General features: G+C 48.8%; 22 protein-coding genes and 1 pseudogene. 15 read left to right on the top strand and 8 right to left on the bottom strand.

Annotation, left to right across the window (positions count from 1 at the left end; all coding sequences use genetic code 11):
* Nucleotide 1 precedes the first annotated feature (1 nt).
* Both O6R05_RS01025 and O6R05_RS01030 read left to right on the top strand, forming a co-directional pair.
* Nucleotides 2–973 (top strand): C-terminal binding protein, encoded by a 972-nt coding sequence (locus tag O6R05_RS01025; protein WP_271191704.1) that lies wholly within the window; start codon nt 2–4, stop codon nt 971–973.
* 18 nt (nt 974–991) lie between these two features.
* Nucleotides 992–1,654 (top strand): GntR family transcriptional regulator, encoded by a 663-nt coding sequence (locus O6R05_RS01030; RefSeq protein WP_271191705.1) that lies wholly within the window; start codon nt 992–994, stop codon nt 1,652–1,654.
* An 82-nt stretch (nt 1,655–1,736) separates the two neighbouring features.
* Here O6R05_RS01030 and O6R05_RS08285 read toward each other — a convergent pair.
* Nucleotides 1,737–2,092 (bottom strand): annotated as a pseudogene (locus O6R05_RS08285) (winged helix-turn-helix transcriptional regulator).
* A 131-nt stretch (nt 2,093–2,223) separates the two neighbouring features.
* Here O6R05_RS08285 and O6R05_RS01045 point away from each other — a divergent pair.
* Both O6R05_RS01045 and O6R05_RS01050 read left to right on the top strand, forming a co-directional pair.
* Nucleotides 2,224–4,497, top strand: a complete 2,274-nt coding sequence (locus tag O6R05_RS01045) for a heavy metal translocating P-type ATPase (protein ID WP_271191706.1) — start codon at nt 2,224–2,226, stop codon at nt 4,495–4,497.
* Nucleotides 4,494–4,703: a heavy-metal-associated domain-containing protein gene (locus O6R05_RS01050; RefSeq protein ID WP_271191707.1), complete on the top strand. Its 210-nt coding sequence runs from the start codon at nt 4,494–4,496 to the stop codon at nt 4,701–4,703. The genes O6R05_RS01045 and O6R05_RS01050 overlap by 4 nt, the downstream gene beginning before the upstream one ends.
* A gap of 63 nt (nt 4,704–4,766) precedes the next feature.
* On the opposite strand, the gene O6R05_RS01055 is transcribed toward O6R05_RS01050, so the two are convergent.
* From O6R05_RS01055 to thiT, 4 genes are all read right to left on the bottom strand, one after another.
* Nucleotides 4,767–6,704 (bottom strand): OPT/YSL family transporter, encoded by a 1,938-nt coding sequence (locus O6R05_RS01055; protein ID WP_271191708.1) that lies wholly within the window; start codon nt 6,702–6,704, stop codon nt 4,767–4,769.
* Between the two features lie 10 nt (nt 6,705–6,714).
* Complete coding sequence (locus tag O6R05_RS01060) at nt 6,715–8,142, bottom strand: aminoacyl-histidine dipeptidase (RefSeq protein ID WP_271191709.1); 1,428 nt, start codon at nt 8,140–8,142, stop codon at nt 6,715–6,717.
* Between the two features lie 596 nt (nt 8,143–8,738).
* The gene (locus tag O6R05_RS01065) at nt 8,739–9,326 is read right to left on the bottom strand and encodes a hypothetical protein (RefSeq protein ID WP_271191710.1); all 588 of its coding nucleotides are present in this window, start codon (nt 9,324–9,326) and stop codon (nt 8,739–8,741) included.
* A gap of 10 nt (nt 9,327–9,336) precedes the next feature.
* Entirely contained in the window at nt 9,337–9,855 is a 519-nt protein-coding gene (gene thiT, locus O6R05_RS01070) for an energy-coupled thiamine transporter ThiT (protein WP_271191711.1), read from the bottom strand.
* Between the two features lie 89 nt (nt 9,856–9,944).
* Here thiT and O6R05_RS01075 point away from each other — a divergent pair, with 89 nt between their 5' ends.
* Nucleotides 9,945–10,835: a YitT family protein gene (locus O6R05_RS01075; protein ID WP_271191712.1), complete on the top strand. Its 891-nt coding sequence runs from the start codon at nt 9,945–9,947 to the stop codon at nt 10,833–10,835.
* A gap of 154 nt (nt 10,836–10,989) precedes the next feature.
* Here O6R05_RS01075 and O6R05_RS01080 read toward each other — a convergent pair whose 3' ends face one another.
* Nucleotides 10,990–11,907, bottom strand: coding sequence for a diacylglycerol/lipid kinase family protein (locus tag O6R05_RS01080; protein WP_271191713.1), 918 nt, complete (start codon nt 11,905–11,907; stop codon nt 10,990–10,992).
* Nucleotides 11,908–12,150: 243 nt separating this feature from the next.
* Between O6R05_RS01080 and O6R05_RS01085 the strand changes: the two genes are divergently transcribed.
* From O6R05_RS01085 to O6R05_RS01125, 9 genes are read left to right on the top strand one after another with little or no spacing between them, the layout of a single operon-like run.
* The gene (locus tag O6R05_RS01085; RefSeq protein WP_271191714.1) at nt 12,151–12,801 is read left to right on the top strand and encodes an MgtC/SapB family protein; all 651 of its coding nucleotides are present in this window, start codon (nt 12,151–12,153) and stop codon (nt 12,799–12,801) included.
* A gap of 11 nt (nt 12,802–12,812) precedes the next feature.
* Nucleotides 12,813–14,279, top strand: a complete 1,467-nt coding sequence (gene glpK, locus O6R05_RS01090) for a glycerol kinase GlpK (protein ID WP_271191715.1) — start codon at nt 12,813–12,815, stop codon at nt 14,277–14,279.
* A gap of 41 nt (nt 14,280–14,320) precedes the next feature.
* The gene (locus O6R05_RS01095; protein WP_271191716.1) at nt 14,321–14,776 is read left to right on the top strand and encodes a universal stress protein; all 456 of its coding nucleotides are present in this window, start codon (nt 14,321–14,323) and stop codon (nt 14,774–14,776) included.
* A 50-nt stretch (nt 14,777–14,826) separates the two neighbouring features.
* Nucleotides 14,827–16,839 carry a methionine--tRNA ligase gene (metG, locus tag O6R05_RS01100; protein ID WP_271191717.1) on the top strand — a complete coding sequence of 671 codons (2,013 nt, stop codon included), beginning with the start codon at nt 14,827–14,829 and terminating at the stop codon, nt 16,837–16,839.
* 5 nt (nt 16,840–16,844) lie between these two features.
* Nucleotides 16,845–17,612 carry a TatD family hydrolase gene (locus O6R05_RS01105; protein WP_271192277.1) on the top strand — a complete coding sequence of 256 codons (768 nt, stop codon included), beginning with the start codon at nt 16,845–16,847 and terminating at the stop codon, nt 17,610–17,612.
* Nucleotides 17,605–18,156: a ribonuclease M5 gene (rnmV, locus tag O6R05_RS01110; RefSeq protein ID WP_271191718.1), complete on the top strand. Its 552-nt coding sequence runs from the start codon at nt 17,605–17,607 to the stop codon at nt 18,154–18,156. The genes O6R05_RS01105 and rnmV overlap by 8 nt, the downstream gene beginning before the upstream one ends.
* Nucleotides 18,140–18,982, top strand: coding sequence for a 16S rRNA (adenine(1518)-N(6)/adenine(1519)-N(6))-dimethyltransferase RsmA (rsmA, locus tag O6R05_RS01115; protein ID WP_271191719.1), 843 nt, complete (start codon nt 18,140–18,142; stop codon nt 18,980–18,982). Before rnmV ends, rsmA begins: the two co-directional genes overlap by 17 nt.
* Nucleotides 18,982–19,305: an ArsR/SmtB family transcription factor gene (locus O6R05_RS01120; RefSeq protein ID WP_271191720.1), complete on the top strand. Its 324-nt coding sequence runs from the start codon at nt 18,982–18,984 to the stop codon at nt 19,303–19,305. The genes rsmA and O6R05_RS01120 overlap by 1 nt, the downstream gene beginning before the upstream one ends.
* A gap of 59 nt (nt 19,306–19,364) precedes the next feature.
* Nucleotides 19,365–19,595: a glutaredoxin family protein gene (locus O6R05_RS01125; protein WP_271191721.1), complete on the top strand. Its 231-nt coding sequence runs from the start codon at nt 19,365–19,367 to the stop codon at nt 19,593–19,595.
* Nucleotides 19,596–19,825: 230 nt separating this feature from the next.
* On the opposite strand, the gene O6R05_RS01130 is transcribed toward O6R05_RS01125, so the two are convergent.
* Both O6R05_RS01130 and O6R05_RS01135 read right to left on the bottom strand, forming a co-directional pair.
* Complete coding sequence (locus O6R05_RS01130) at nt 19,826–20,851, bottom strand: polysaccharide deacetylase family protein (RefSeq protein WP_271191722.1); 1,026 nt, start codon at nt 20,849–20,851, stop codon at nt 19,826–19,828.
* Nucleotides 20,852–20,991: 140 nt separating this feature from the next.
* Complete coding sequence (locus tag O6R05_RS01135; RefSeq protein ID WP_271191723.1) at nt 20,992–22,956, bottom strand: YcdB/YcdC domain-containing protein; 1,965 nt, start codon at nt 22,954–22,956, stop codon at nt 20,992–20,994.
* Between the two features lie 103 nt (nt 22,957–23,059).
* Between O6R05_RS01135 and O6R05_RS01140 the strand changes: the two genes are divergently transcribed.
* Nucleotides 23,060–24,655, top strand: a complete 1,596-nt coding sequence (locus O6R05_RS01140) for an ABC-F family ATP-binding cassette domain-containing protein (RefSeq protein WP_271191724.1) — start codon at nt 23,060–23,062, stop codon at nt 24,653–24,655.
* The last annotated feature ends 20 nt before the right edge of the window (nt 24,656–24,675 follow it).

Here is a 24,675-nt window from a genome sequence, read left to right on the forward strand (position 1 = left end):
TATGTTAATTTGGATTATTGATGAAGAGTGGTCCGACTATGATTTGGAGCATGAAATTTTAGAAAAAGAGTTACCCGGCGTGGAGATTCGGCATTCAACCTATGACTATGAAGCGGATTTGAAAGCTTTCGGATATCAAGCCGACGGGATTCTCGCACAAGTCTATGCTGATATACCTCGTGAGACGATTGAACAGTTGGAGCAGTGCAAGGGTATTGCCGTATACGGCGGCGGATTTGACCGCATTGATATCGACGCATGTAAAGACAAAGGAATCAAAGTCACAAACATTCAGGACTACTGTTCAGAAGACTTGGCCGATTATGTGATAGCAGCTATCTACCACGGCAATAAACACGTCACCGATTATGCCGAATCCTGTTTAGACAATGTTAAAGCTGGGAAGTGGGGGGCTTTAGCAGGAGCTTACCAAACCCACCGCATTGAGAATCAAAAAATTCTGCTTGTGGGATTTGGAGGCATCGGACGTGTAGTGGCGAAGCGATTGTTACCATTGGGTATTGAAATCATGGCGTATGATGAGTATACTGATAGTGCTTCCATTAAAGCCGCCGGTGTACGTCCGGTATCTTGGGAAGAAGGTTTTAAAGAGGCGGACTATGTGTCGATACACCTTCGAGGTGTAGACAGTAATGCCGATAAAATCGGTGCCAATGAGTTTAAACTCATGAAAAATTCCGCCTATCTTATCAATACGGCACGAGGAAAGATTGTTAAAGAACAGGATCTTATTGATGCCGTGACGCAGAAGGATATTGCCGGAGCTATTCTCGATGTGATAAAAAATGAACCTCCGGCAGAGAATGACCCCATACTCTCAACAGACGGTATTTTAGTGACACCCCACGTCTCCTATATGTCTTATGAATCGATGAGAGCCCTGAAAGAGTATGCCTTAGGCAACCTTTTGGCCATGTTAAGTAATAAGGAGCCAAGAAATCCTGTCTGCTGATCCATCTAGGAGGATGACTTGAAACGACAAACTTTATCGGAAAAAGCATACCATTATATTCGGACTAAAATTATCGAAGGTGAATTTGATGAAGGTGATCTGCTCACTGAAAGCAGTATTGGTGAAGAACTCAATATGAGTCGGACGCCGGTGCGTCAGGCCTTTATACAACTGGAATCGGAGAATTATTTGAAGAGCTTTGACGGTGTCGGTACTTTAGTTAAAGGTCTCTCCATTAAAGATTTGTCGGACATCTACGAGATTCGCAGTATTTTAGAAGTCAATGCACTTAAGACCTCCATTGAGCGGATCCACAAAAAAGAGCTGATTAAGCTTCGCGATCAGTTGCAAACTTATCTTGACGAGTATCAAAAAGGTTATAAAAATGCCTTGAAGTACATTTCCAAACTGGACTCTGTCATACATGAGCTCATTGTGGAAAAGTCGTCCAACAATTATTATAAATTACTGTTAAATCAAATCAGTTCTCAAGTTGAACGCTATCGATTTAAGGCCAACGCCATAACTAATACCACTGTGGAGTCCACGGCGTGGCATATTACGATTTTAAACGCCATGATCGATGACGACCTGGAGACGGCACAGGCCGCCTTGAAGGAGCACATTGCATGGTCGTTGAAGCAGTTGATTAAAACACTGTATGGCATTGATGTCAATTAAATTAAGAAATAGGAAGAGACGCCCGGGGATAAAGGGCGTCTCTTTACATAAGTGTATAAATCATTCATACTAAGGTCGACAGTTACTGCGGCGAGAGTTTCATACTGCAGTGAGGGCTGAGTCCGTCCTCTTTCATGTAGGCTTCACCCCAGGTGTACATGGCGTCTAAGATGGGAAAAAGGCTTTTGCCGAGGGGTGTGAGGGAGTATTCAACTTTTGGGGGACGACGGGATAGACGTGTCTGTGAACGAGGCCGTCGGATTCCAATTCTCTAAGCTGTTGTGTGAGCATTTTTGATGTAGCACCTTCCACCACAGTTTTGAGGTCTGAGAACCGCAGGGTTTTGTCGCTCAGGTGCCAAAGAATCAACGGTTTATCCTTGCCGCTGATCAAAGCGATGGTAGCGGATACGGGACACCGTGTGACAAGGTCGTTCATGGCATCTCCTTAGTACCTTTTTGGTAACTTATATACTTTTTAGTGCGTTCTTGATATTTTGAAGCCAATATCATAGTATAGTGGTAGGAATTAAATGTCGAGCTGCTATGAGCGAGTGGAAGGATGATACGATGAAACAGCAATTTAATGTAACCGGGATGACGTGTGCCGCCTGTTCGGCACGTGTAGAGCGGAAGGTCTCCAACATGGACGGCGTCAATACGGTGGGGGTCAATCTTCTTACCGGATCGATGGTGGTGGACTATGACGGCCCCACAGCAGCGGATATTATTGCCACGGTGGAAAAGGCCGGCTACGGCGCCAGCATCAAAGCTGACAAGATGGACGAGACACCGGCGCCGAGAGTGGATGAGGTGGCGACGATACGGCGCCGGTTGATGATTGCCGGTACGCTGACACTACCTATTTTTTACATCGCCATGGGCGACATGTGGGGGTTTATCATGCCGCACTTTCTTACGGGCTTGGAAAATGCCGGGATCTATGCCCTCACGCAATTTATGCTCCTGCTTCCCGTGCTCTATGTGACAAGGGACTATTTTAGCCGCGGATTTAAAAATTTGGTGCAGCGAGCGCCGAATATGGATTCTCTTATTGCTGTGGGCGGCGGTGCGGCGGTGCTCTATGGGATCTATGCCCTCTTTCGAATCAATTATGCGTTGGGGCACGCAGACATGGATGTGGCGCACTACTTTATGATGCATCTGTATTTTGAGTCTGCCGCGATGATTGTGACGCTGATCACTTTTGGAAAGTATCTTGAAGCCCGAGCCAAGGGGCGAACGACGGAAGCCATTACCAAGCTCATGGATCTCACACCGAAGACGGTTAAGGTCTTGCGACAGGGTGTGGAAGTGGAGGTTTTAACCCAAGATCTGGTTGTGGGCGATCACGTGGTCCTTCGAGCAGGCAGCGCCATACCAGTGGACGGTGTGGTGGTGAGCGGCCATGGATCGGTGGACGAATCGGCCATTACCGGAGAGAGTATGCCGGTGGAAAAGACGGTGGGAGACCGTGTGACATCCGGGGGTTTGAACAAGACGGGATACTTGGTGATGGAGGCAGAGCGGGTGGGCAGTGACACCACCCTGGCACAAATGATTCAATTGGTGGAGGAAGCGACGAGTTCCAAAGCGCCGATTGCGAAGCTTGCCGATAAGATCAGCGGCATTTTTGTGCCGACGGTGATGACTATTGCAGCCGCCGCGTTTGTGGTGTGGTGGCTAGGTACCGGTGACTTTGAATTTGCCCTCAGTATCGGCATTTCGGTGCTGGTTATTTCGTGTCCGTGTGCATTAGGCCTGGCCACCCCGACAGCGATTATGGTGGGCACGGGAAAAGGCGCCGAGCACGGCGTGTTAATTAAGTCGGCGGAGTCCTTGGAAGTGCTTCATGGGATTACGACGGTGGTTCTGGATAAGACCGGCACGATTACGGAAGGCAAACCTGTCGTGACGGATGTGGTGAGCGTGTTGTGCGATAAAGAGCGACTGATTGCCGTTGCTGCTGCGGTGGAAAAGCTCTCGTCGCATCCTTTGGCTGAGGCAATGATAAGCCATGCTGAGGCGCAGGGCCTGACCCTTCCTGAGGCGACGGACTATACCCTTCTTGAAGGGCGAGGGATCACCGGTGTGGTGGACGGCACGACGATTTATGCCGGGAACGGACAGCTGATGGCGGATCAGGGGTTTGCCGTGACGGACTTCGAGACTGAGGTGGCCCGCTTTACCGAAGAGGGCAAGACGCCAATGTATTTTGCCTCCGACCGCGGCGTCCTCGGTGTGATTGCTGTGGCGGATGTGATCAAAGCGGATTCCAAAGCGGCGGTAGCCACGATGCGGCACATGGGTATAGATGTAGTGATGATCACAGGGGATAATGCCCGTACGGCGGATGCTATCGCAAGTCAGGTAGGCATTACCCATGTTATCGCTGATGTCCACCCACAGGACAAAGCCCGTTATGTGAGGGAGCTTGGCGAGACGGGCAAGGTTGCCATGGTCGGTGACGGGATCAACGATGCACCGGCTCTCGTACAGGCTGATGTGGGCATAGCCATTGGGGCTGGGACGGAAGTGGCGATTGAGTCGGCGGATGTAGTGCTGATGACAAGTCGCCTAAGTGATGTGCCGCTGGCGATTAAGCTCTCCAAAGCCGTCATGAGAACGATTAAAGAGAATCTCTTTTGGGCGTTTATTTACAATGTCATTGGCATTCCCATTGCAGCCGGAGCTTTATATCACAGCTTCGGTCTCCTGTTAAACCCCATGGTGGCGGCGACGGCCATGAGCTTCAGTTCCGTGTCTGTGGTCACCAATGCACTGCGACTGAAATTTTTTACACCGAGATTAAATGACGGGATAGTGACAAAGGAGGAGTTATGAAAACTGTTTTTTCTATTGAAGGTATGAGTTGCGCACACTGCGTCCGTGCAGTAGATGAAGCCATCAAAAGCGTGAGCGGCGTCGAGGGTGTGGATGTGAGCCTGGAAGAGAAAAAAGCTGTGGTGGTTGGCAACTTTGATGTGAATGCGGCCAAAGCGGCGGTAGAAGACGAAGGCTACACCATAACCGATGTGACGGAAAGTTAAGACACAAAAAAAGAGGACCTATTCACACCTCAGGGGAGTGAACGGTCCTTTTTTATTGGGGGTTTAACTGTGCTTTTTCGTAGCGCTGATGGCAATGTAGGTTGCGATCACCATAAATGCTATCATTAGAAGCGGTGCGCCGTTGCTTGCGGCAAAGCCTGTGATCTCGCCGGGTTGCACCACACCGGTCACTTGAAGCACGATACCGATGAGTCCGACAATGGAACCGCCGGCCACAAGACCGGAAGAAAGGCTGATGCCGTTGGCAACTTTAGCATCGGCAAGTTCTTTATCTTTGGTGGTTTTTTCAATGAAGTATCTCAAAATAGCTCCGATGAGAATGATGGAGGTGGTTGAGATTGGCAGATAGAAACCGATGGCTACGGTCATAATTGGCAAGTTCGCAAAGAAGAAGAACAGTGCCATGACGATACCGACGATAATCATAATCCAAGGAATTTCTCCGGAGAAGATACCGCTGGTCAATGTGGACATCAAGTTAGCTTGCGGAAGGGCGAACGGCGGGTTGGAAGAGGTGATGGCAAGTTGATCTTTTAAGAGTAAGATAACGCCCATCGTGATCACGACACCGATAACGCCGGAGAGGGAGAATGACTTGGTCATTTCGTCTTTGTCGCCGCCGATGACGAAGGCAACTTTTTGAGATTGGAAGTAACCGCCGGCCATGGCGATAGCGACAACGATAAAGGTTGAGAACATCAACAGTGCGTGGTTGTCAGCATTGCCGGTCCAGCCCATGATGACGAAGATCAAGGTAGCTACAACAACCGATGCAATGGTCATACCGGATACAGGGAGGTTGGATGTCCCGATGGTACCGGTGAGCTTTGCAGATACGATGACAAAGACAGCAGACAGCAGCAGCGTAATGACAATGCCAAGGATAGCCATCACAGGGTTTGAAGAGATCATAAATGCGCCTACAACACCAAATACAACGCCGGCAGCGAGCAATACCATATTCAGGTTGCTGCGGGATGTTTTAGAAGAGGAGGCGGCTTTTGCGCCCATAGTGGCTTTCAGTGAGGTGATAATGGTAGGGATCAGACGGATAGCACCGATGATGCCGCCGCAGATCATCATACCGGCACCGATGTATTTGACATAGTTACCGGAGATGGCATCAGCACCCATTTGGTTGATAAAGGTTGCAGAGTCGTTCCACACGACAGCGGAGTCTGTGGCCATTTCAGCGAAGAAACCGACGAGAGGCACGACAGCGAAGTTGGCAAGTACCGAGCCGGCAAACATCATCAGGGAGACTTCCGTGCCGACAATAAAGCCGATACCCATAAGAAGCGGATTGGCTTCCATGGTGAAGTGGAACTTATAGAATTTCTCGCCGACAATGCTAAAGACGCTGTTGACTTTGTTCAGGAAAGAGCCGGTGAAGACGGTAATAAGACCGCCGATGCCGAAGCCTTGAAGCATAAACTTCAGGGATTCCCCCTTACCTTCAGATGCAACCAGGGTTTCGGAAATCGCCATGGATTCAGGGTACATCAGGTTACCGTGTTCTTCCACGATGAGATAATCATAAACCAGTGTGGAGACGCCGACACCGAAAAGGACGCCGCCGATACCAACAATAATAGCTTCCAAATAGTTGTATTGTGCGCCGATAAGAATAACGGCAGGGAGCACGAAAATGGTACCGCTGGCTACCGATTCGCCGCCGCTGGCCATCCCTTGAACCAAGTCTTTACCTAAAATACCTTTGCTCTTTGCAAAAGTCAGAACGAGAGCCGAACCGATGATGGAACCAGGAATACCGGCTGCAACGGTCAGACCGGCTTTCATACCGGAATAGGCGGTAGAGGCTGCGAAGATAGCGGCAATAATAGCGCCGATGAGGATGACCGCAAGGTTCATCCCAGAGCGGTTGGCGCTCTTGACATAAGGGACATAGTCCTTACCGGCCACGCCGCCATAAGCGTCTTTTGACAGCTTTTGAACGTCTTTGTTTTCAGTTTTTTCCATAGAATATCCTTTACTTTAAATTTTTCAAAAGAGCGACAGTAAAGTCCCACATTCGTTGAGATGAGGAAATACTGAGGTGTTCTTTTGGGGAGTGAATGTCGAACATATCCGGTCCGTAACTGATCATGTCGCAATCAGGCAGAACCTTCTTTAACAAACCGCATTCCAGGCCGGCATGGATGGCATCGTAGCGAGCTTCTTTTCCGAAGAGGGCCTTATAGGTGGAAAGGGATATATCGCGAAGGGGACTGTCTTGTTCAAATTGCCATGCAGGGTAACGGTTAGTCAGTTCTGTAGTTGCACCGACGCGTTTGGCGGCGGTCGCTAAGGTTTCAATGACACTGTCCAGTTCGGATTCGGAAGAAGAGCGGATGGACGTTTCCAGTACGATCATGTTGTCTTCATCAGTAACCACGGCATTATTCAGTGACGTTTGAACCAGACCTTCAATGTCTTTGGACATAGAGATCACGCCGTTCGGCGCCATGATAAAGAAGTCGACAATGTTTTCGGTGGCCGCTTTGGTCAGTGCAGTGTCAGCAGCGGAGGATTCACAAGTGATGGTGAGTCCCGGTTCTTCCACGGTGTATTCCAACGTGATCAGCTCTGCCATCGTTTGAATCAGGCTTTCTGCCTTTTCTGTGTCGTCAACCACAATCGTTGCGGTGGCCGCATCAGGAATGGCGTTGTGTTTCATGCCGCCTTTGACAGTGGCCAGTTGTACATCCATCGCCTGTTGGACGGCATGAATGAGACGGAAGAGAATCTTGTTGGCGTTGCCGCGGCCTTTGCCGATTTCCTGGCCGGAGTGACCGCCTTTGAGTCCGGACACGGCAACAGTAAGGGCGGAGCCTGTGACCGATTCGGTCTCTTTGGCAAAGCGGATTTCAATGGTCGCACCGCCGGCACAGCTGACCAAAAAGACCCCTTCTTCTTCCGAGTCCATATTGATGAGGCGCTTGCCTTGGAGCATGCCTTCTTTAAGTGCGGCAGCGCCGTCCATACCGGTTTCTTCGTTGGTTGTGATTAATACTTCCAAAGCCGGATGTTCATAGTCACCGTCTAAAATAGCCATCGCATAGGCTACGGCAATCCCGTTGTCACCACCGAGAGACGTGCCGTTGGCACGAATAAAGTCGCCTTCTACGATCATCTCGATAGGATCCGTATCGAAGTTGTGATCCACATCGTCATTTTTCACGCAGACCATATCCATGTGGCCTTGGAGAATCACGGGTGTGGCATTCTCGTAACCGGCGCTGGCAGGTTTGCGAATGATGACGTTGTAAGCCTCATCCTGAGTGACGTCTAAATGACGCTCTTTCGCGAATGCCGTGAGAAAGTCGGAAACAGCTTTCTCATTGCCGGAGCAGCGAGGAATTTGGTTCAGTTCATAGAACCAGTGAAATACATTTTTCGGTTCAATGTTAAGTGACATAGTAACCTCCTATCAAATAAGTCTTCACTGAGCACGATACTGGAACTCAGGTGCAAGGGACAGTATAGGCAGAAAGAAAACGCTTGTCAATAGATAAAAATTTTCCAAATTGACAAAAATTTTACAAAAATATATAGATTTATTACTTTAAATAGAGACGTAAAAGAGATTAACAAGGCAAATACAAGGTTTCACATGATGGAATGGAAGAGTGGGATCTAGGAAAACTACCTGAGAGAGCGTGGTGTTTTAAAAAATCCCACCAAAAATCTTTAAAACATTGGTGATACAATGTGAAAAAAAGGTGAAAATCGACGCATCAACGCAAGTCACGGCATTAAGCTATTTTATTCATAGAGGTAAAACAATACTATACCTGATGTGGATTATTTCGGCTGGCGGTGATACTAACACCGGTGAGACACAACTAAGTGATGACACGCTGTTTTATGATGAGTCGGCACCTTTGATTAGGTGGCTCTTTATCTAAAGACAGTCCTTTTGGAGAATGTGTCCTTTCATTTGGGTACATGACAGCGGTTTGGTGGTGGACAAGGGCATAAAAAAAGCGCAGCGAGATGCTGCGCCGGGTATTGTTATTTTGCATTGGTGAGTTCGATCGTGGCGTTAAAGACAGGATACGCCGCAGAGCTGATAGTGAGGGTTGTCGATCCGACGTCCTTGAGTTCAGACTCTGCGTCATCGGGCAAATAAGTGACCATAAGAGGTTCGCCGCCGGAAAGCTTTCTGATGACATCCTCTTTTTTTAAGTCGCCGGTGCCGGCAGAGTAGAGCGGCGCGGCGGTGTAATCGAAGTTGACTTCCACGATGTCTTGAAAGTCCACAGGTTCGCCGGTATAGATGACGTACAGCTCAGCTTTTATTGTCGGCTTTGTAGCCAACAGTTCCGATTTTTCTGTCTCTGTCAGGGTGGTGTCGGCTTCCACGTCGGCTTCCGTGGCAGGATAGTAGACCTCCCGCACTTCAAAGGCATCGGAAGAACCGAAGTAGGATGCAATGATGTCCGCCTCGTTGTTGAGCACAGCCTCAGTTGCCGGAGCATTGGCGTTCTCATTGGTTACGGGGGCATTGGTCGGTGCGTCGTCGGAGTTTGCAGGGGCATTGGCTTTGTTGCAGCCTGCAAGAGCGAGACAGAGCAGAGACAGTGTGATCAGTTTTTTCATAAAGTACCTCCTAGGCGTTGCGACGCAGTCGCGGCACAACACGATCGTAAACGATGTAGACAATGACAACAGTAAGCAGCATTTCAACTAAGACGGAAGCGTTATAGACGGCAGAGTACAACCAAGGGGCCTGACCTTCCGGTGCGTAGGATCCGAAGAGCAGCCATCCTGAGAGGAAGTGGGACAGGTAACGAAGGAGAAAAGCGATAACAAGGCCCATGACGGCTTTGGATTTGGATGTCGTAAAGCAACTGACCACGGCAATGGATCCGAACGGTAAAATATAGTCCAAAAGCAGACTGAGGGGATGGTAGAGCGGCGCACCGCTCAGCACCAGCTGCAAAATACCGTAGACCCCGCCTGCGAGGAAAGCTTCCCCCGGAGTTGCCATCAGGGCAAAGAGTGTCAAAGGCACCATAGAACCCAAGGTCACGCTGCCGCCTTGAGGCATTTCTAAAAATTTTATATAGCTGAGGATTTGACTAAGGGCAATGGCCACCCCGGCGTAAGCTAGTGTACGAGGTTTCATAACGACTCCTTTCTTGCCTTTTATTATAGCACTGACGCTTGGTCTTTACTAATAGGATTGTGGGGCATATAATCCAAGGGGAGGTAGTTATGCAATCAGGAAAAGACTTTAATCAACTTATAGGGCTGTCGTGGCACAATTTTATCCGCAAATTGATTGCGCTTTTAGTGGGCGATTTTTTGGTGGCAGTGGCCATTGTGCTCATTTTGCGTCCGAATCAGATGATCTCCGGCGGGGTCTCAGGGATTACCGTCATTCTCAATCATCTGACGCACATTAACATGGGACTGATTCTCTTCTTACTGAACGCACCCCTTTTAATTTTGGGATTTATATTTTTAAAGCGGTCGTTTATGGTGGTGACGATGATTTCTGCCGTGGTCCTTTCCATATATACCGGGATCTTGGACGGGATCATGCCGAGCACCTGGTCGGTGACTCACGATACCATTCTTGCCTGTATCTTCGGCGGGGTCTTAAACGGTATGGGCATGGGAATCTGTTTTCGAAACGGCTGCTCCACCGGGGGCTTTGATATCGTCGGGGCGATTCTAAAAAGCAAGTACAACATCACCGTCGGGAATGCGCTGATGGTGATCAATACCTTTGTCATCGGTACATCAGCCTTTATCTATTCCGTTGATCGCGCACTCTATACTTTGGTGGCGCTCTTTATCTCCTATCAAGTGGTCGATCGCATTCACCTTGGCGTGGGACAACAAAAACAGCTCTTTATTATCAGCGCGAAGCACGAAGAGATTGTTGCTACCGTCTATTCTCAAATGCGCAGAGGCATGACGTATATCAAAGGTGAAGGTGCCTATTCCCATGCAAACTTTAATATCATCTACATGATTTGTACGCCGAGACAAGTGGTTACGGTGAAAAGCATCGTTGCCCACATTGATCCGAATGCTTTTATGGCGGTCAGTAACACTGCGGAAATTCAAGGACGCGGGTTTGAAGCCATTGAAATTTAAACGTATTCGAAGCAAGACGCTTAAGCTAAAGCTTAAGCGTCTTTTTATGGCTATTTTGCTCCTTTGATAGGGAGATTTTTTGTGACGCGACGGGGTCGCTTGGTGAAGGGTGTCTCACGACAAAAAAATCCCCCTGCTTAGCGGGGGAGGATGTTTATTGGACAGTGTCGTCATGAGCCTTTTGGGTGAAGGCTGTAATAGCGAGGGGATCGACAGACAGATTTACAGGCAAATGATCGCCTTTATCACCGTCTAAATCGGTTTCAATTTCGGTGCCGTCGGCACTGTCAATGGTGATGGACTTGGCTTTGATGTAGTGGACGTTCTCATTGTCGTCCATGACACCGGCGGCGATGTCGGGAATGAGGTTTAATCCTTCGAGGAACGACACTTGATTTAAGAGCATCATGTGAAGGTAACCGTCATCCTTTTGAATATTCGCCTTAGTGAATTCCTGATTTTCCAATTCGCCGGAGAGAAGCACTACGACGTGGGAGTACGTCCCGGAATAGTCCTTGCCGTCGGCGGTAATGGTCAGGTTATAGGTGTCCTGTTTGGTCATGTTGGTCAAGATATTTTTAGCATAGGCAAGGAAAGCAAACTTGGTTTTTTCTTCAGAGGATGAGTTATGAATCCCTTCGGGAATGTTGCCAATACTGAAAATAAGGCAGAAGATATTGTCATTGGCACGGCCTATGTCCATGGCTTCAGGGAAGTCCAAGGTATAGGCGTCAATGGCAGCGTCTGTGTCCTGGACAGTATCAAGGACGCGCGTGACGGCATTAAATGTGCCGCCCGGGATGACACCCAGCGTAGGGCGATGCTCCGGCGCAATCTCCAGTAAGCCTTGGACGACTTCGTTGACGGTACCGTCACCGCCGATGGCAAAGACTGCCTCAAAACCGTCGTCGTAACTTGCGGCGGCAAAGTCTGTGGCATCATGTGCCTTTTGTGTGCCCTTAAGTTCCACCGTCTCGAAATGGGACTGGAGGGTGCCTTTAAAACGATTTGCTATAGCCTCGCCTTCTTCTTTGCCGGCGTTGGGGTTATATACAATCAAAGCTTTTGTCATAAAATCACTCCTTTTTTCCCTGTATACCCAGTAGAGAGGCATTTTTAATACCACGGCGCAGAACTTCATTTATAAAACTCACTCAGAGGTTGGAGCACCTTGAAGCTTGTCGTTGAGGCGGCGTGCTTGTCATGGGACGCTTTAAATTCATTGAAGCCACTGTTCGTTTTCTGCACATGACAAATCCTATCCATTGCCATAGACACGGTTTCAACGTAAAATAGAATTTACAGAGGTGATGTGATGGATTTTGAATTGACGATGATGTTCATTGCACGGATTCTTCTTGCCAGCAGTGCAGGTGCAATTATCGGTTATGAACGGGAACATAAAAATAAGAAGGCGGGGTTGCGCACCCATATTATCGTGGCCCTTGGAGCCTGCGCGGCGATGTTGCTCTCCAAGTATGGATTTTCGGGCGCCGAGGCCTACGACCCGGCCCGTATCGCATCTCAAGTGGTGAGTGGGGTCGGCTTTCTCGGCGCCGGACTGATCTTTGTGCGGCACAATGAAGTCAGCGGACTGACCACGGCGGCAGGTGTTTGGACGACGGCGGTGATCGCCATGTGTTTCGGTGCGGGGCTGTATGTGGTGGGCACTGCGGCCACGGCTATCATTCTTATGATCCAAACCTATCTTTTTCAACAGGAACATCACCACTTTGACAAGGAGAGCTACAGTTTAAAGTTCACCACGGCGACAAAGGACACGGTGCAGGACGTGGAAGATTTTTTAAAAGCGAGAGCGATTACTTGGCGCGGCGTGGCTATCGGACATAATGACCAAGTCTATGACGTGCTTTTAAAAGACACCGCGTTGGATGATGATGAGTGGGTGGCAGTGGTCAGCTATTTGGAAAGTCACACTGCCATTGACGGCTTTTACATCGACTGAGGAGGGATACCATGTATATAATGGCATTTGACTGCGGCACAACCAGTGCCCGGACGCTTATTTATGACGACAAGTTTCATGTGGTGGCCAAAGCGCAAAAAGAAATCCGTCAATACTTTCCTCAACCCGGATGGGTGGAAGAGGATCCGGCGGAAATTTTTTCCACGCAGTTAGGGACCGCCACGGAAGCCATGGCCAAGGTGGGACTTACGGCCTCGGATATCACTGCTATCGGTCTGACCAATCAGCGGGAAACTACGGTGGTTTGGGACAAGGCGACAGGCGAGGTGATCTACAATGCCATTGTGTGGCAGTGTCGCCGTACCGTTGAGACCGTGGCGCGGTTAAAACCGTATCGGGATATGATCTACAACAAAACGGGGTTGGAACTTGATGCCTACTTTTCCGCCACCAAGATTGCATGGATTCTTGATCATGTAGCGGGCGCAAGACTGCGGGCTGAAGCGGGAGAGCTCGCCTTCGGGACGGTGGACACCTATGTCATCTGGCGTCTGAGCGGGGAGCACGTCACGGATGTTTCCAATGCGTCGCGCACGATGCTCTATAACATTCATAGGATGGACTGGGATGACGAGCTTTTAACCCTTATGGGTGTGCCTCGCAGTATGCTCCCTGAGGTGAAAGATTCCGCCGGCCTGTTCGGCACGGTGGCAACTCACTACTTCGGCGCGGACATCCCAATTACGGCGGCTATCGGCGATCAGCAAAGTGCTCTTTTCGGAAGCGGCGCGTTGCATCGAGGGGATGCAAAAAACACCTACGGCACCGGGGCCTTTCTTCTTATGAACACCGGCGACGAGGTCGTTCGTTCCCAAAACGGGCTGGTGAGTACGGTGGCATGGCGCCTTAAGGGGGAGGTCACCTATGCGTTGGAAGGCTCTATTTTCATCGCAGGGGCGGGTGTGCAGTGGCTGCGGGATGAGATGAAGCTCATTGATTCCGCCGAGGATTCGGAATATCTTGCCGCCAAAGTTTCAGATACGGCGGGTTGTGTCATTGTCCCTGCCTTTACAGGTCTTGGCGCACCGTATTGGGACGGCAGTGCACGGGGCACAGTCTGTGGACTGACGCGAAGTGTCACCAAAGCACATTTTGTTCGGGCGACACTGGAATCGGTCGCCTACCTGTCCTATGATGTGCTCCACGCCATGGAGGAAGATTTGGGAGGCTTGACTGAGCTCAAAGTTGACGGGGGCGCATCGGCGAACAACTTTCTCATGCAGTTCCAAGCGGATATTATCGGCCGACCTGTGCTCCGAGGCAAAGATGTGGAGACAACGGTCAAAGGGGCGGCCTATCTTGCCGCCATTGGCGCGGGGAAGATGGAACTTGAGGATGTGTTACATGAGATGGTCCCGGATCGCACCTTTATGCCTGCGATGGCGAATGACGTACGTCAAGAAAAGCTTGCGCTGTGGCACAAGGCAGTCGGACGAAGTGGGCATTGGGCGGACTAAAAAATTAAGAATCGGGTAAAAGGCTAGTAAGGAGGGATTCTATGAAAATATTAGTACCTATAGACGGATCTGAAGCGTCTCGGCGCAGTGTGAATGTCGCAAAAGAAGTGGGGCGTCAATTCGAAGCGGAGATTGCGGTGATTACAGTAGTGCCTGAAACCAGTGTTTTCGAACAATATCCCACGAATTTCCCCTATAATTTAGAGTTGGAACGAGCCAATAATGATAGAGCTCAAAAGGTCTTGGAGGATGTGAAGACGGCGATGTCTGACTATCCGTATCCCGTGGCAACGTACTACGTGAAGGGCAACCCCGCACACCAAATTGTCAAGTTTGCAGAGGAACATCACGTCAGCCTCATCGTCATGGGCAATCGAGGGCTCGGGGCATTTTCACGGACGCTGCTCGGTTCGGTCTCCAATAAAGTGATCAACTCATCCAACGTATCCGTGTTAGTGGTTAAAGGCGACGGCAAAGACGTCAAAAAGGGAGCATAAGCTCCTTTTTTATATGGCGGCGTTTGCTTGACCTTTTGAGATATAATATAATGAACAAAAGTAGGAAACCAAAGGGGGCAATATTATTGGAAACGAAAAAGCATTATTATATAACTACGCCAATTTACTATCCGTCGGACAACCTGCACATTGGGCACACATATTGCACAGTGGCGGCGGACAGTATCAAACGCTATAAAGAACTGCAAGGCTATGATGTCTTTTTTACCACAGGTACTGACGAGCACGGTCAAAAAATTGAAGAAAAAGCTACAGAAGCCGGTATTGCACCAAAGGAATTTGTGGATAAGATCAATGTGTCGATTAAAGAACTTTGGAAAAAGCTGGACATTGACTATGACGCCTTTATTCGTTCCACCGATCCTGCACATGAAAAGAACGTACAAAATATTTTCCAAAAGCTCTATGACAAGGGTGAAATTTATAAAGGCGAATACGAAGGCTATTATTGCACACCATGTGAAGCTTTTTGGACGGAATCCCAACTGGGACACGATCACACCTGTCCTGACTGCGGTCGTCCGACGCAGCTTCAGAAAGAAGAGTCCTATTTTTTCAGACTGTCCAAGTATCGTGAGAAGCTGCTGAAATACTATGAAGATCATGCGGAGTTTATTGAACCAGAATCCAGAAAGCGGGAAATGGTCAATAACTTCTTAAAAGATGAGCTCCAAGATCTCTCGGTGTCTCGTTCCACCTTTGACTGGGGTGTCAAAGTACCGTTTGATGACAAACACGTCATCTATGTGTGGATTGATGCACTCTCCTGTTATCTGTCCGCAGTCGGATACGGTACCGATGAAGCGCAATTCAATAAGTACTGGCCTGCAGATGTGCACTTGGTGGGCAAAGAGATCACCCGTTTCCATACCATTATCTGGCCGGCCATTCTCATGGCATTGGATTTGCCGTTGCCTAAGAAAGTCTTTGGCCACGGATGGATTCTCTTTGACAACGACAAGATGAGTAAGTCCAAGGGCAACGTCATCTATCCGGAACCGATTATTGATCTTTACGGCATTGATGCCTTGAAATATTTTCTTCTCAGAGAGTTCAGCTTCGGCGCTGACGGTTCATTCAACAGGGAAAAATTTATGCGTCGTCTGAATTCTGATTTGGCAAACGATTTAGGGAATCTGGTTTCCCGAACCCTGTCCATGTTGGATAAGTACAACGACGGCTATTTGCCTGAACCGACGGTGGATGAGGCGGTGGACAGCTCGCTCATTGAGCTCGCCACAACTACGTATCGGGATGTGGATGCGGCTATGGAGCACTTCCAGTTCAGCGTGGCTCTTGAAAGTATTTGGAACCTCATCCGACGTTCCAATAAATATGTGGATGAAACCACACCGTGGATTCTTGCCAAAGACGACAGCAATAGAGCACGTCTGGACACCGTCCTCTACAACTTGGCTGAGTCCCTTCGCATTGTATCCGTCCTCATTTCACCGTTTTTGGTCAACACATCGAAGAGCATTCGCAAAGCTTTGAATCTGAAGACGGCGCCGACTTGGGATGAAGCACAACGTTGGGGTCTATTACTTGCGGGAGAAAAGACCAAGAAGCCGGATGTGCTCTTCCCACGTCTCGATGTGCAGGAAGAACTGAAACGTCTGGAAGAGGCCAATGCTGCTCTGATTGCGGCACGTCAAGCTGAAAAGAAACTGTGGAGCGGCGACGGGCAAGATGAAGAGCAAGCGACGCAAGGCAAGGCACCAATCACCTTAGAAGATTTTGAAAAGATGGAAATTAAGTTGGCACTGGTGGAAGCTGTGGAAGATCATCCTAATGCGGATCGACTTTACGTCCTTCGTTTGAAGATCGGCGATACCAAGCGGACCATTGTCACCAATTTGAAGTCCAAGTACAGTAAAGAACAGCTTACCGGCAAGAAGATTTTGGTACTGACCAACTTGCAGCCTCACAATTTCCGTGGGGTGGAATCTCAAGGGATGCTCCTTGCCGCTGAAGATGACAACGGCAAGATCTCCATCGCATCCACGCTGGAAGAGATGGCAGACGGAAGTGTGGTGTGCTGATGGGAATTATTGACTCCCACGCCCACTTGGATGATGAGAAATTTGACTACGACAGAGATATGCTCATTTGCAATTTAGCTGCAAACGGGGTGGACCGAGTCTATAACGTGGGCAGTGATCTGCCAAGTTCTGAGACGTCTGTGGAGCTTGCCAAAATTTATGACAATATTCGCGCCGTCATCGGCGTGCATCCTCATGAAGCCTCCACCTATGACGATGCTGTGGAAGCCAGATTGATGGAGCTTGCCGAGGATGAACATGTCAAGGCCATTGGTGAAATCGGACTGGATTACTATTATGATTTGTCGCCCAGAGACGTCCAGCGGGAGGTTTTCAAGCGGCAAATTGAGCTGGCTCACCATGTAGAGCTTCCCGTTGTGATTCACACCAGGGAGGCGGTGCAGGAGACGTTTGATATTATTGCAGAGGCCGTGGCAACGTACCCGCAGATGAAGTTTCTCATTCACTGTTTCACCCAACCGGTGGAAATGATGGCACGCTACGTGGAGCTCGGCGCATATATCGCCTTAGGCGGGGCGGTGACTTTTAAAAATGCTCGTCATCCTAAGGAAGTGGCAAAAATCGTACCCTTGGATCGCCTTCTGTTGGAGACGGATGCGCCATATCTTGCTCCGGTACCTATGCGAGGCAAACGCAACGAGCCCATGTTTATCAAGCATACTGCCCGTGAGATTGCAGGCCTTCGAGGAATGAAAACCTCAGAGCTCATCGATATAACTGCGAAAAATGCAAAGGACTTTTTCAATGATTAAAGAAGTAATTGTAGTGGAAGGTAAAGACGATATAGCCGCTGTAAAAGGCGCTCTGGAGTGTGATGTCATCGCCACCCACGGCTTCGGATATGGCTATCAGCTCATTCAGGAGCTTCAAAATGTACAGAAAAAACGGGGGCTCATCATCTTTACCGACCCGGATTACATGGGCAAAAAAATCCGTGCCGACATTGCGGGCAAGGTTCCGGGTGTGAAGCATGCCTACTTGGCTCAGGATAAGGCGATGAAGCATGACAACATCGGCATTGAAAACGCCAAGGCCAAAGATATTATTGAGGCCATTGACAAAGCTCGCCCTTCGTTTCAGACGCTCAGCGCGACATTTACGGAAAAGGACCTTCATGATTTGGGACTTACCGGTCCCGGATCCAAAGAGCGACGTCTTGCTGTGGCGGCGGAACTCGCTATCGGCTACGGCAATGCCAAAGCTTTTCTCAATCAACTGAACGGTTACGGCATCGATCCGAAGGATCTGTATCGGGCTGTAGAAAAGGTGACACATAACCATGGAACGACTTTATAAACCCCATCGCGTCATCGAGCTCTTAAAGGCTTATGGCTTTCATATGTCCAAAAGTTTGGGGCAAAATTTTCTTATCGATGGCAATATAGTAAGAAAAATTGTGGATTTGGCGGAAGTGGACGGCGAAAATGTCTTGGAAATCGGACCGGGTTTAGGGACCTTGACCGAGGAAATAGCCGCTCGTGCGAAGCGTGTACTCGCAGTGGAAATTGACAAGCGCCTTCAGCCGGTACATGAAGAAACGTTGGCCTATGATAATCTCCGAGTGCACTATGACGACTTTTTAAAGATGGATCCCGTATTGATTGACGAGGCCTTTGACGGGGAACCTTTCGTCGTGGTGTCCAACTTGCCCTACTATGTCACCACGGCGATTCTTACCAAAGTCATCGAGCAGACCAAGGCGAAGCGTATCGTGGTCATGGTGCAAAAGGAAGTGGCGCGACGGTTTTCGGCCAAGCCTTCGACGAAAGATTATGGATCGCTGTCGGTGTTTGTCCAGTTCTATGCTCACGTCAGCTACGGCTTTGATGTGCCCAAGACAGTTTTTATTCCCAATCCCAACGTCGACTCCGCCGTGGTGAAGTTTGAATTGCGAGATCGGGTGGCCGATGTGGATCGGGAGAACTTGTTTAAAATTGTTCGCGGTGCATTTTCCAAGCGGCGAAAGACTTTACTGAACGCACTTTCCACCTACGGTTTTGATCTGAGCAAGGCGGAGATTGAACAGGCGCTGGAAGCGTCCAATATCGATCCGAAGCGGCGTGCTGAAACCTTGACTCCGGAAGAGTATATCGTACTATCAATTAATATGAAGGTGACTTGATGAATAAGAATGATACCATCGCAACATTTATAGCTGATGATAACTTAGTGGAACGGACAGCGGCGCTGTTTAAGAGCATGAGCGATCCCACTCGGGTGAAGATTCTCTATGTGCTGAGCCAGGGGGAAATGAATGTGACGGGGATTGCCAACACACTGGGGATGAGTCAGTCTTCCATTTCTCATCAACTTGCCATATTGCGCACCCACAACATTATCAAAGTGCAGCGGGTAGCGCGTCAAGCTATCTATTCTTTGGACGATGATCATGTGCGCAGCATTTTTTCAGATGGCATTACCCACGTCAAGCATCATACGTTTTAAATCCTCGGCATTGGGTATAAGAAAGCATATTCAAGTGAACAACCTAAGGAGGGTTATTTATGGATAAAGTTACTGTGTATACTTCAAATACGTGCCCTTATTGCACCATGGCGAAGGACTACCTCAACGACAGAGGCGTGGAATTTGTCGAAAAGAACGTTCAAAATGACGCTGAAGCTCGCTCTGAACTTTTGGAGAAGGGCTATACCGGCGTACCGGTTATTGTGGTTGGCGATGAAGAAATCGTCGGATTTGACAAACACAAACTGGACAGTGCATTAGGCAAATAAAAACCGGGTGAGTCGGTTAATAAGGGGGAAACCCCTTATTTTTTTTATGCGTATTTTGCAAACAGCACTTCTCGAAGATGCGTCATAATATGCCGAAATATTGGGCGAGCTGAGGCGGTGATGTCCGAGTGACCGGGACGTGGCGAGGATGACCAAAGCAGCTTTTCAGGCATAGAAAAAGACGTGTCGGAACACGTCTTTAAAGTTTCTGGCTTTGTATCATGGGCATGCTATTTTAGAATGCCGAATTCATAGTTGTGAGACTTGAAGTAGTCAATGATACTTTGCAGCGCATCGACGGATTGCTGCTTGTTCGTGGCATCGTGCATGAGCACCACGGCAATATCGGTGTGCAGGTTTTGATTTAAGCTTCGATCCAAGGTCTCTATAAAGCCCTCGGTGGTTGTCGGTCGTGAGCTTTTCGTTGAGGCGTCGCCGATGATGGCATTCCAGTCGATCCACTCAATGCCGGCATCAGCAAGAGCTTTATCGGAAGATTGGGTGTTTTGCCAGGACATATGACCGCCGGGGTAGCGCATGACATTGGACTTGAAGTCGTCGCCGAAGATTTTTTGCAAACGCCCTTGGGTGAGAAGCGATTCTTCCTTGAGCTTTGCGGCATTGGCAGTCTTCTCCGGATAAAGTGTCTCGTAATCGTGACTGAATGAGTGAGTGGCAATGGCGTTGCCCTCGTACACCGTGCGGCGCAGTACATTGGTCGTCTGATCTTTAATGCGATTGCCCACGACAAAGAAGGTGGCATGGACGTCATTTTTTGCTAGAATATCCAGGACTTGAGGTGTGATGGTCGTGTTCGGGCCGTCGTCAAAGGTGAGAAAGACGAGTTTCTTATCTGCGGTGTATTCCGCTTCGCCGCGAATGTACTGGCGAATGGTTTTGGTATCGTAGGCGTAGCTATTGGCCTGGATCAAGTGGTTTTCTCCGGGCATAATTTCTTTTTTCATAAATTCTAAGTCGTCATAGATACTGTTCAGAGAATCGGGGAAGGTACTGTAGGTGGGTTTGACCGTACGGACAATACCTTTTTGATCACGATAAGCCTTGTCCACAAACCAGTTAAAGGGTGCGGGCTCGTCAGGGGTGTTCATGCGATGTATTACTCGGCTGATCAGCGAAATCAAAGCAAACAAGATCAAGGCCACCAGGGCAAAAAAAAGGATGCGGCGACGTCGCATACGGGCTTGTCTTTTTTTTCTTCGAGCTAAACGCTGTCTCCGTTCATTTGTTTCAGTCAATGTTGCCTCCTAAAAGGTTTTGGTTCTTTAGTTTTAGGATATAGTATTTCCTGTCTCTTTTCAAGACCCACTCCCCATTCATCGCAATTTAATTACGTAGCGGTGGATAAAAAAAGACAGCCGAAGCTGTCTTCATGTACTTATTGTTCTATAAAGACAAAGCCGTAGGTGAGATGGAGGAGCATCTCAGCAGTGAGGTTTGTCGTTGGGTTGACGGTATCGGATCGCAAATAACCTTGGGACTTTGCGAGATAGTAGTATGGGACGGCGGCTTTGGGAATCGTTGTACCATTTTTGAATGTCGACGACTGCCACACGTCGGCTTTATTTTTCAAATCGCTAAAGCCCTGATAGTTCATCAACAGTTCCACGGCTTTCGATTCTGTCAGCGGAGAGTCTTCGGTCACATCAGGGATGTTAAAGCGATACTTATAATCATCCAATTTGACAGGACGTGAGTGGTCGCCTTCGATGGTCTGTATCAATTCGAAAAAGTCACCGACTGTCAGCATCTGTTTTAAATCCCTAATGGAATAAAATCCGATGGATACGTCATTGAGTGCTTTAATGTCGTCTTTGTACGGCGAGGCATCAAGATTGTCATAAGCGATGGTGCGATCGGTGAGCGCATTGCCGGCGTTGTCAAGGAGCGTGCCGGTGTCGCCGTGGAAGAGATAGTCGCCGTCGTAGTTGTAAAGAAGTACAGGTTTGGCGCCCACATAGGCGTACATGAGATGCCATTGTTCCAAGGCCTTTGCCGTGGCGTCGTCCTGAGACAGTTTTGCTGTCGGCGTAGTAAAGGCGGTGCGGGTGGCTTCCAGTCGATAGACGCTTACCGTCTTCGATGCATTTTGAATGGAAAGCTCCAGGCCTTCGTCTTTGACATAGGCGTCGCCTTCAAGGCGAGGATAGCGGACGATGGTGTGTGTGTCCTGGGTTTCCACCAACGGGTTTGCCAGGTTAAGCTTGGACGGGAATTGTGCCATAAAAGCTTCAGCCGCTTTAATGGCCTCAGCTTCCGACAGTGGCGCCTTGTCGGTATCGCCCTCGTTGTACAGTGAGAGGAGGGTGAGATCTTTGGCATCCACGTCTATGGACATATAGTGGTCGTCTGAGGACCAGCTCATGGCGTAGACATAATTTTTGTCCGCATTTTGACGATAGTGGCCGCTCTCGACGGTCATATCTTTCACATCAAAGTGCTGTTTGACCCAAGCTTCAATATCTTTTTTGGATTTTAGTTGTTTGACGACATCTAAATTGTCGACTTCCACGGGATCTAAAGCTGAGGCACCGAGGCCGTCAGAACCGCCTCTATCGTAGCCCAGCGCCTTGGCATTGAGAATTTTGGTGCTGTCCACGAGTTGTCCTGTAGTGGCGTCGATGGCTGTCTTGTCGGTGATGTGCGTATAAATCGGCAAGGTGGTCAGTGTGTCACTTTTAAGGATAAGAGTGTGGCGCGCAAAAGGATTGATCTCGGTCAGGAGTTTAAAGGCAGCCGTTTTGTCCATGGCATCTTTCGGATTTGGAAAGACGCTGTCCGAATAGTGGGCCGAGGAGTTGGTCCGTGTGAACTGTACTACGGATGACTTGGCGAAACTGACGGACAGATTGATGAGATCTGTCACGACGGGCAGGTCGTTGACGTAGCGGACGTAGGTGAGCTCCGCCGAATTTTCCCGTGTGTGAATGGACAAATTGTCCTTGCGGTACTGCGTGGCAAGTTTCGGATCCACCTTGTTTAAAAAGTCGGTGGCGATCTTTTCAATGGCGGCGGCGCTTAATACTGGTGCGGGATCGTTAACGTTTTCATCATAGGCGGAGTAGGTAAAAATATTACCCTGGTCGTCGGTGGTCAGGTACAGGTCCTTCCCGTCTACGGTCCAACTATAGTCGTAGTAAACCAGTTTGCCACCATCGGCGTACTTGGTTTCACCGCCCTCCACTTTAAAGGCTGTGGGATTTTTAATATCGAACAGTGTTTTGATGCGAAGGATTTGGGACTCCGGCGGCGCAAAAGTGTCGGCGTCTTTACTTGCGGCGTAGTCGGGTGCAGCCTGGAACAACAGCACCGCGAGCAATGTGAACAGTAGCATTTTTTTCATAGCTATCACCTCAGTCCATCTATACCCACTCACGGCTTATGTGCTATAATACGGAAGGCTTAATGTAGTAATAGATGAAGTGAATATAAAGAGAGGACGTGCCATGTTATCTGTCACCAATGTCAGTGTGATTTTTCCTGACAAAAAACTTTTTGATGATGTCAATCTGCAATTTACACCGGGCAATTGTTACGGGATTATCGGGGCCAACGGCGCCGGCAAATCCACCTTTTTAAAAATTCTTTCCGGGGAAAAAGAACCGTCTACCGGGTCTGTGACCATGGATAAAGAAGCGCGGATGAGTAAATTGAATCAGGACCACTACGCCTTTGAAGAGGAGGTGGTTTTGGATACCGTAATCATGGGCAATCGCCGTCTCTATGATATCGGCAAGGAAAAAGACGCCATCTATATGAAACCGGACTTTACCGATGAGGACGGCATTCGCGCAGGGGAACTGGAAGCGGAGTTTGCTGAAATGGGCGGCTATGAAGCGGAGTCGGAAGCGGCGACCCTGCTTCAAGGTCTGGGGATCACCACGGACAAGCACAACTTGAAGATGAGCGAGCTTATTGAAGCGGACAAGGTGAAGGTGCTTCTTGCTCAGGCTCTTTTCGGACAGCCGGACATTCTCCTTTTGGACGAGCCGACGAACGGTATCGACATCCGTGCGGTGATGTGGCTGGAAGATTTTCTCATGAACTTTAACGGCATTGTCATTGTCGTTTCCCACGATCGCTATTTCTTAAACAACGTTTGTACCCATATGGTGGACATCGACTACGGGCGCATTCAAGTGACAGTGGGCAACTATGATTTTTGGTATGAAGCGTCCCAACTGGCTCAACGGATGCTCAAGGAACAGAATAAGAAAAAAGAAGATAAGATTAAAGAACTGCAGGAATTTATTCAACGTTTCTCGGCGAACAAGTCCAAGTCCCGTCAGGCGACGTCACGAAAGAAATTGTTGGATAAAATCACCTTGGATGATATCAAACCGTCCAGCCGTCGCTATCCTTTTGTCGGCTTCGACCTCACTCGTGAAGTGGGCAATGAAATCCTAAATGTGGAAGGGCTCACACTGAAAGAGGAGGACAAGGTACTTTTAAAGGATTTCTCTTTCAGAGTGAACAAAGGGGACAAGATCGGCTTTATCGGCAACGAACTTGCCATCTCCAAATTCTTTGATGCCATTGAAGGCAAAGCGGATTATGAAGGCGATATTACCTGGGGACAGACCATCACTCACACCTATTTTCCAAAGGACAACACTGCTTTCTTTGAGGGCGCGACGATGAATCTGATTGACTGGATGCGCCAATATTCTGAAGAGCAGTCGGAGATTTATTTGAGAGGCTTTCTCGGGAAGATGTTATTTAGCGGTGACGAAGTGTTAAAATCTGCCAATGTCCTCTCCGGGGGTGAGCGGGTGCGGATGATGTTCAGTCGCATGATGATTCGCCCTGCCAACGTGCTGATCTTCGATCAACCGACAAACCATTTGGATTTGGAATCTATTGAAGCGGTCAATAACGGTCTGATTAATTTCAAGTCCAACATTTTGTTCAGCTCACTGGATCACCAATTTGTATCCTCTGTGGCAAACCGCATTGTGGAAATTTTTGATGACGGCAGTTATCGTGACGTGAGTCTCACCTACGACGAATATATTGAAAAGTTCGTTGCAGACCAAAAATAAAGACAAATCAAGGCCGGGGG

Origin of the sequence: Peptoniphilus equinus (assembly GCF_027921445.1) — a bacterium.
Taxonomy (GTDB): Bacteria; Bacillota; Clostridia; order Tissierellales; family Peptoniphilaceae; genus Peptoniphilus; species Peptoniphilus equinus.

Excerpts from the sequence above, each read along its gene's own strand:
- rnmV (WP_271191718.1), top strand. The coding sequence starts at position 17,605 with ATGATTAAAGAAGTAATTGTAGTGGAAGGTAAAGACGATATAGCCGCT.
- glpK (WP_271191715.1), top strand. The coding sequence starts at position 12,813 with ATGTATATAATGGCATTTGACTGCGGCACAACCAGTGCCCGGACGCTT.
- thiT (WP_271191711.1), bottom strand. The coding sequence starts at position 9,855 with ATGAAACCTCGTACACTAGCTTACGCCGGGGTGGCCATTGCCCTTAGT.
- O6R05_RS01140 (WP_271191724.1), top strand. The coding sequence starts at position 23,060 with ATGTTATCTGTCACCAATGTCAGTGTGATTTTTCCTGACAAAAAACTT.
- O6R05_RS01055 (WP_271191708.1), bottom strand. The coding sequence starts at position 6,704 with ATGGAAAAAACTGAAAACAAAGACGTTCAAAAGCTGTCAAAAGACGCT.
- O6R05_RS01125 (WP_271191721.1), top strand. The coding sequence starts at position 19,365 with ATGGATAAAGTTACTGTGTATACTTCAAATACGTGCCCTTATTGCACC.
- O6R05_RS01135 (WP_271191723.1), bottom strand. The coding sequence starts at position 22,956 with ATGAAAAAAATGCTACTGTTCACATTGCTCGCGGTGCTGTTGTTCCAG.
- metG (WP_271191717.1), top strand. The coding sequence starts at position 14,827 with ATGAACAAAAGTAGGAAACCAAAGGGGGCAATATTATTGGAAACGAAA.
- O6R05_RS01120 (WP_271191720.1), top strand. The coding sequence starts at position 18,982 with ATGAATAAGAATGATACCATCGCAACATTTATAGCTGATGATAACTTA.
- O6R05_RS01045 (WP_271191706.1), top strand. The coding sequence starts at position 2,224 with ATGAAACAGCAATTTAATGTAACCGGGATGACGTGTGCCGCCTGTTCG.
- O6R05_RS01095 (WP_271191716.1), top strand. The coding sequence starts at position 14,321 with ATGAAAATATTAGTACCTATAGACGGATCTGAAGCGTCTCGGCGCAGT.
- O6R05_RS01080 (WP_271191713.1), bottom strand. The coding sequence starts at position 11,907 with ATGACAAAAGCTTTGATTGTATATAACCCCAACGCCGGCAAAGAAGAA.
- O6R05_RS01060 (WP_271191709.1), bottom strand. The coding sequence starts at position 8,142 with ATGTCACTTAACATTGAACCGAAAAATGTATTTCACTGGTTCTATGAA.
- rsmA (WP_271191719.1), top strand. The coding sequence starts at position 18,140 with ATGGAACGACTTTATAAACCCCATCGCGTCATCGAGCTCTTAAAGGCT.
- O6R05_RS01075 (WP_271191712.1), top strand. The coding sequence starts at position 9,945 with ATGCAATCAGGAAAAGACTTTAATCAACTTATAGGGCTGTCGTGGCAC.
- O6R05_RS01025 (WP_271191704.1), top strand. The coding sequence starts at position 2 with ATGTTAATTTGGATTATTGATGAAGAGTGGTCCGACTATGATTTGGAG.
- O6R05_RS01065 (WP_271191710.1), bottom strand. The coding sequence starts at position 9,326 with ATGAAAAAACTGATCACACTGTCTCTGCTCTGTCTCGCTCTTGCAGGC.
- O6R05_RS01050 (WP_271191707.1), top strand. The coding sequence starts at position 4,494 with ATGAAAACTGTTTTTTCTATTGAAGGTATGAGTTGCGCACACTGCGTC.
- O6R05_RS01085 (WP_271191714.1), top strand. The coding sequence starts at position 12,151 with ATGGATTTTGAATTGACGATGATGTTCATTGCACGGATTCTTCTTGCC.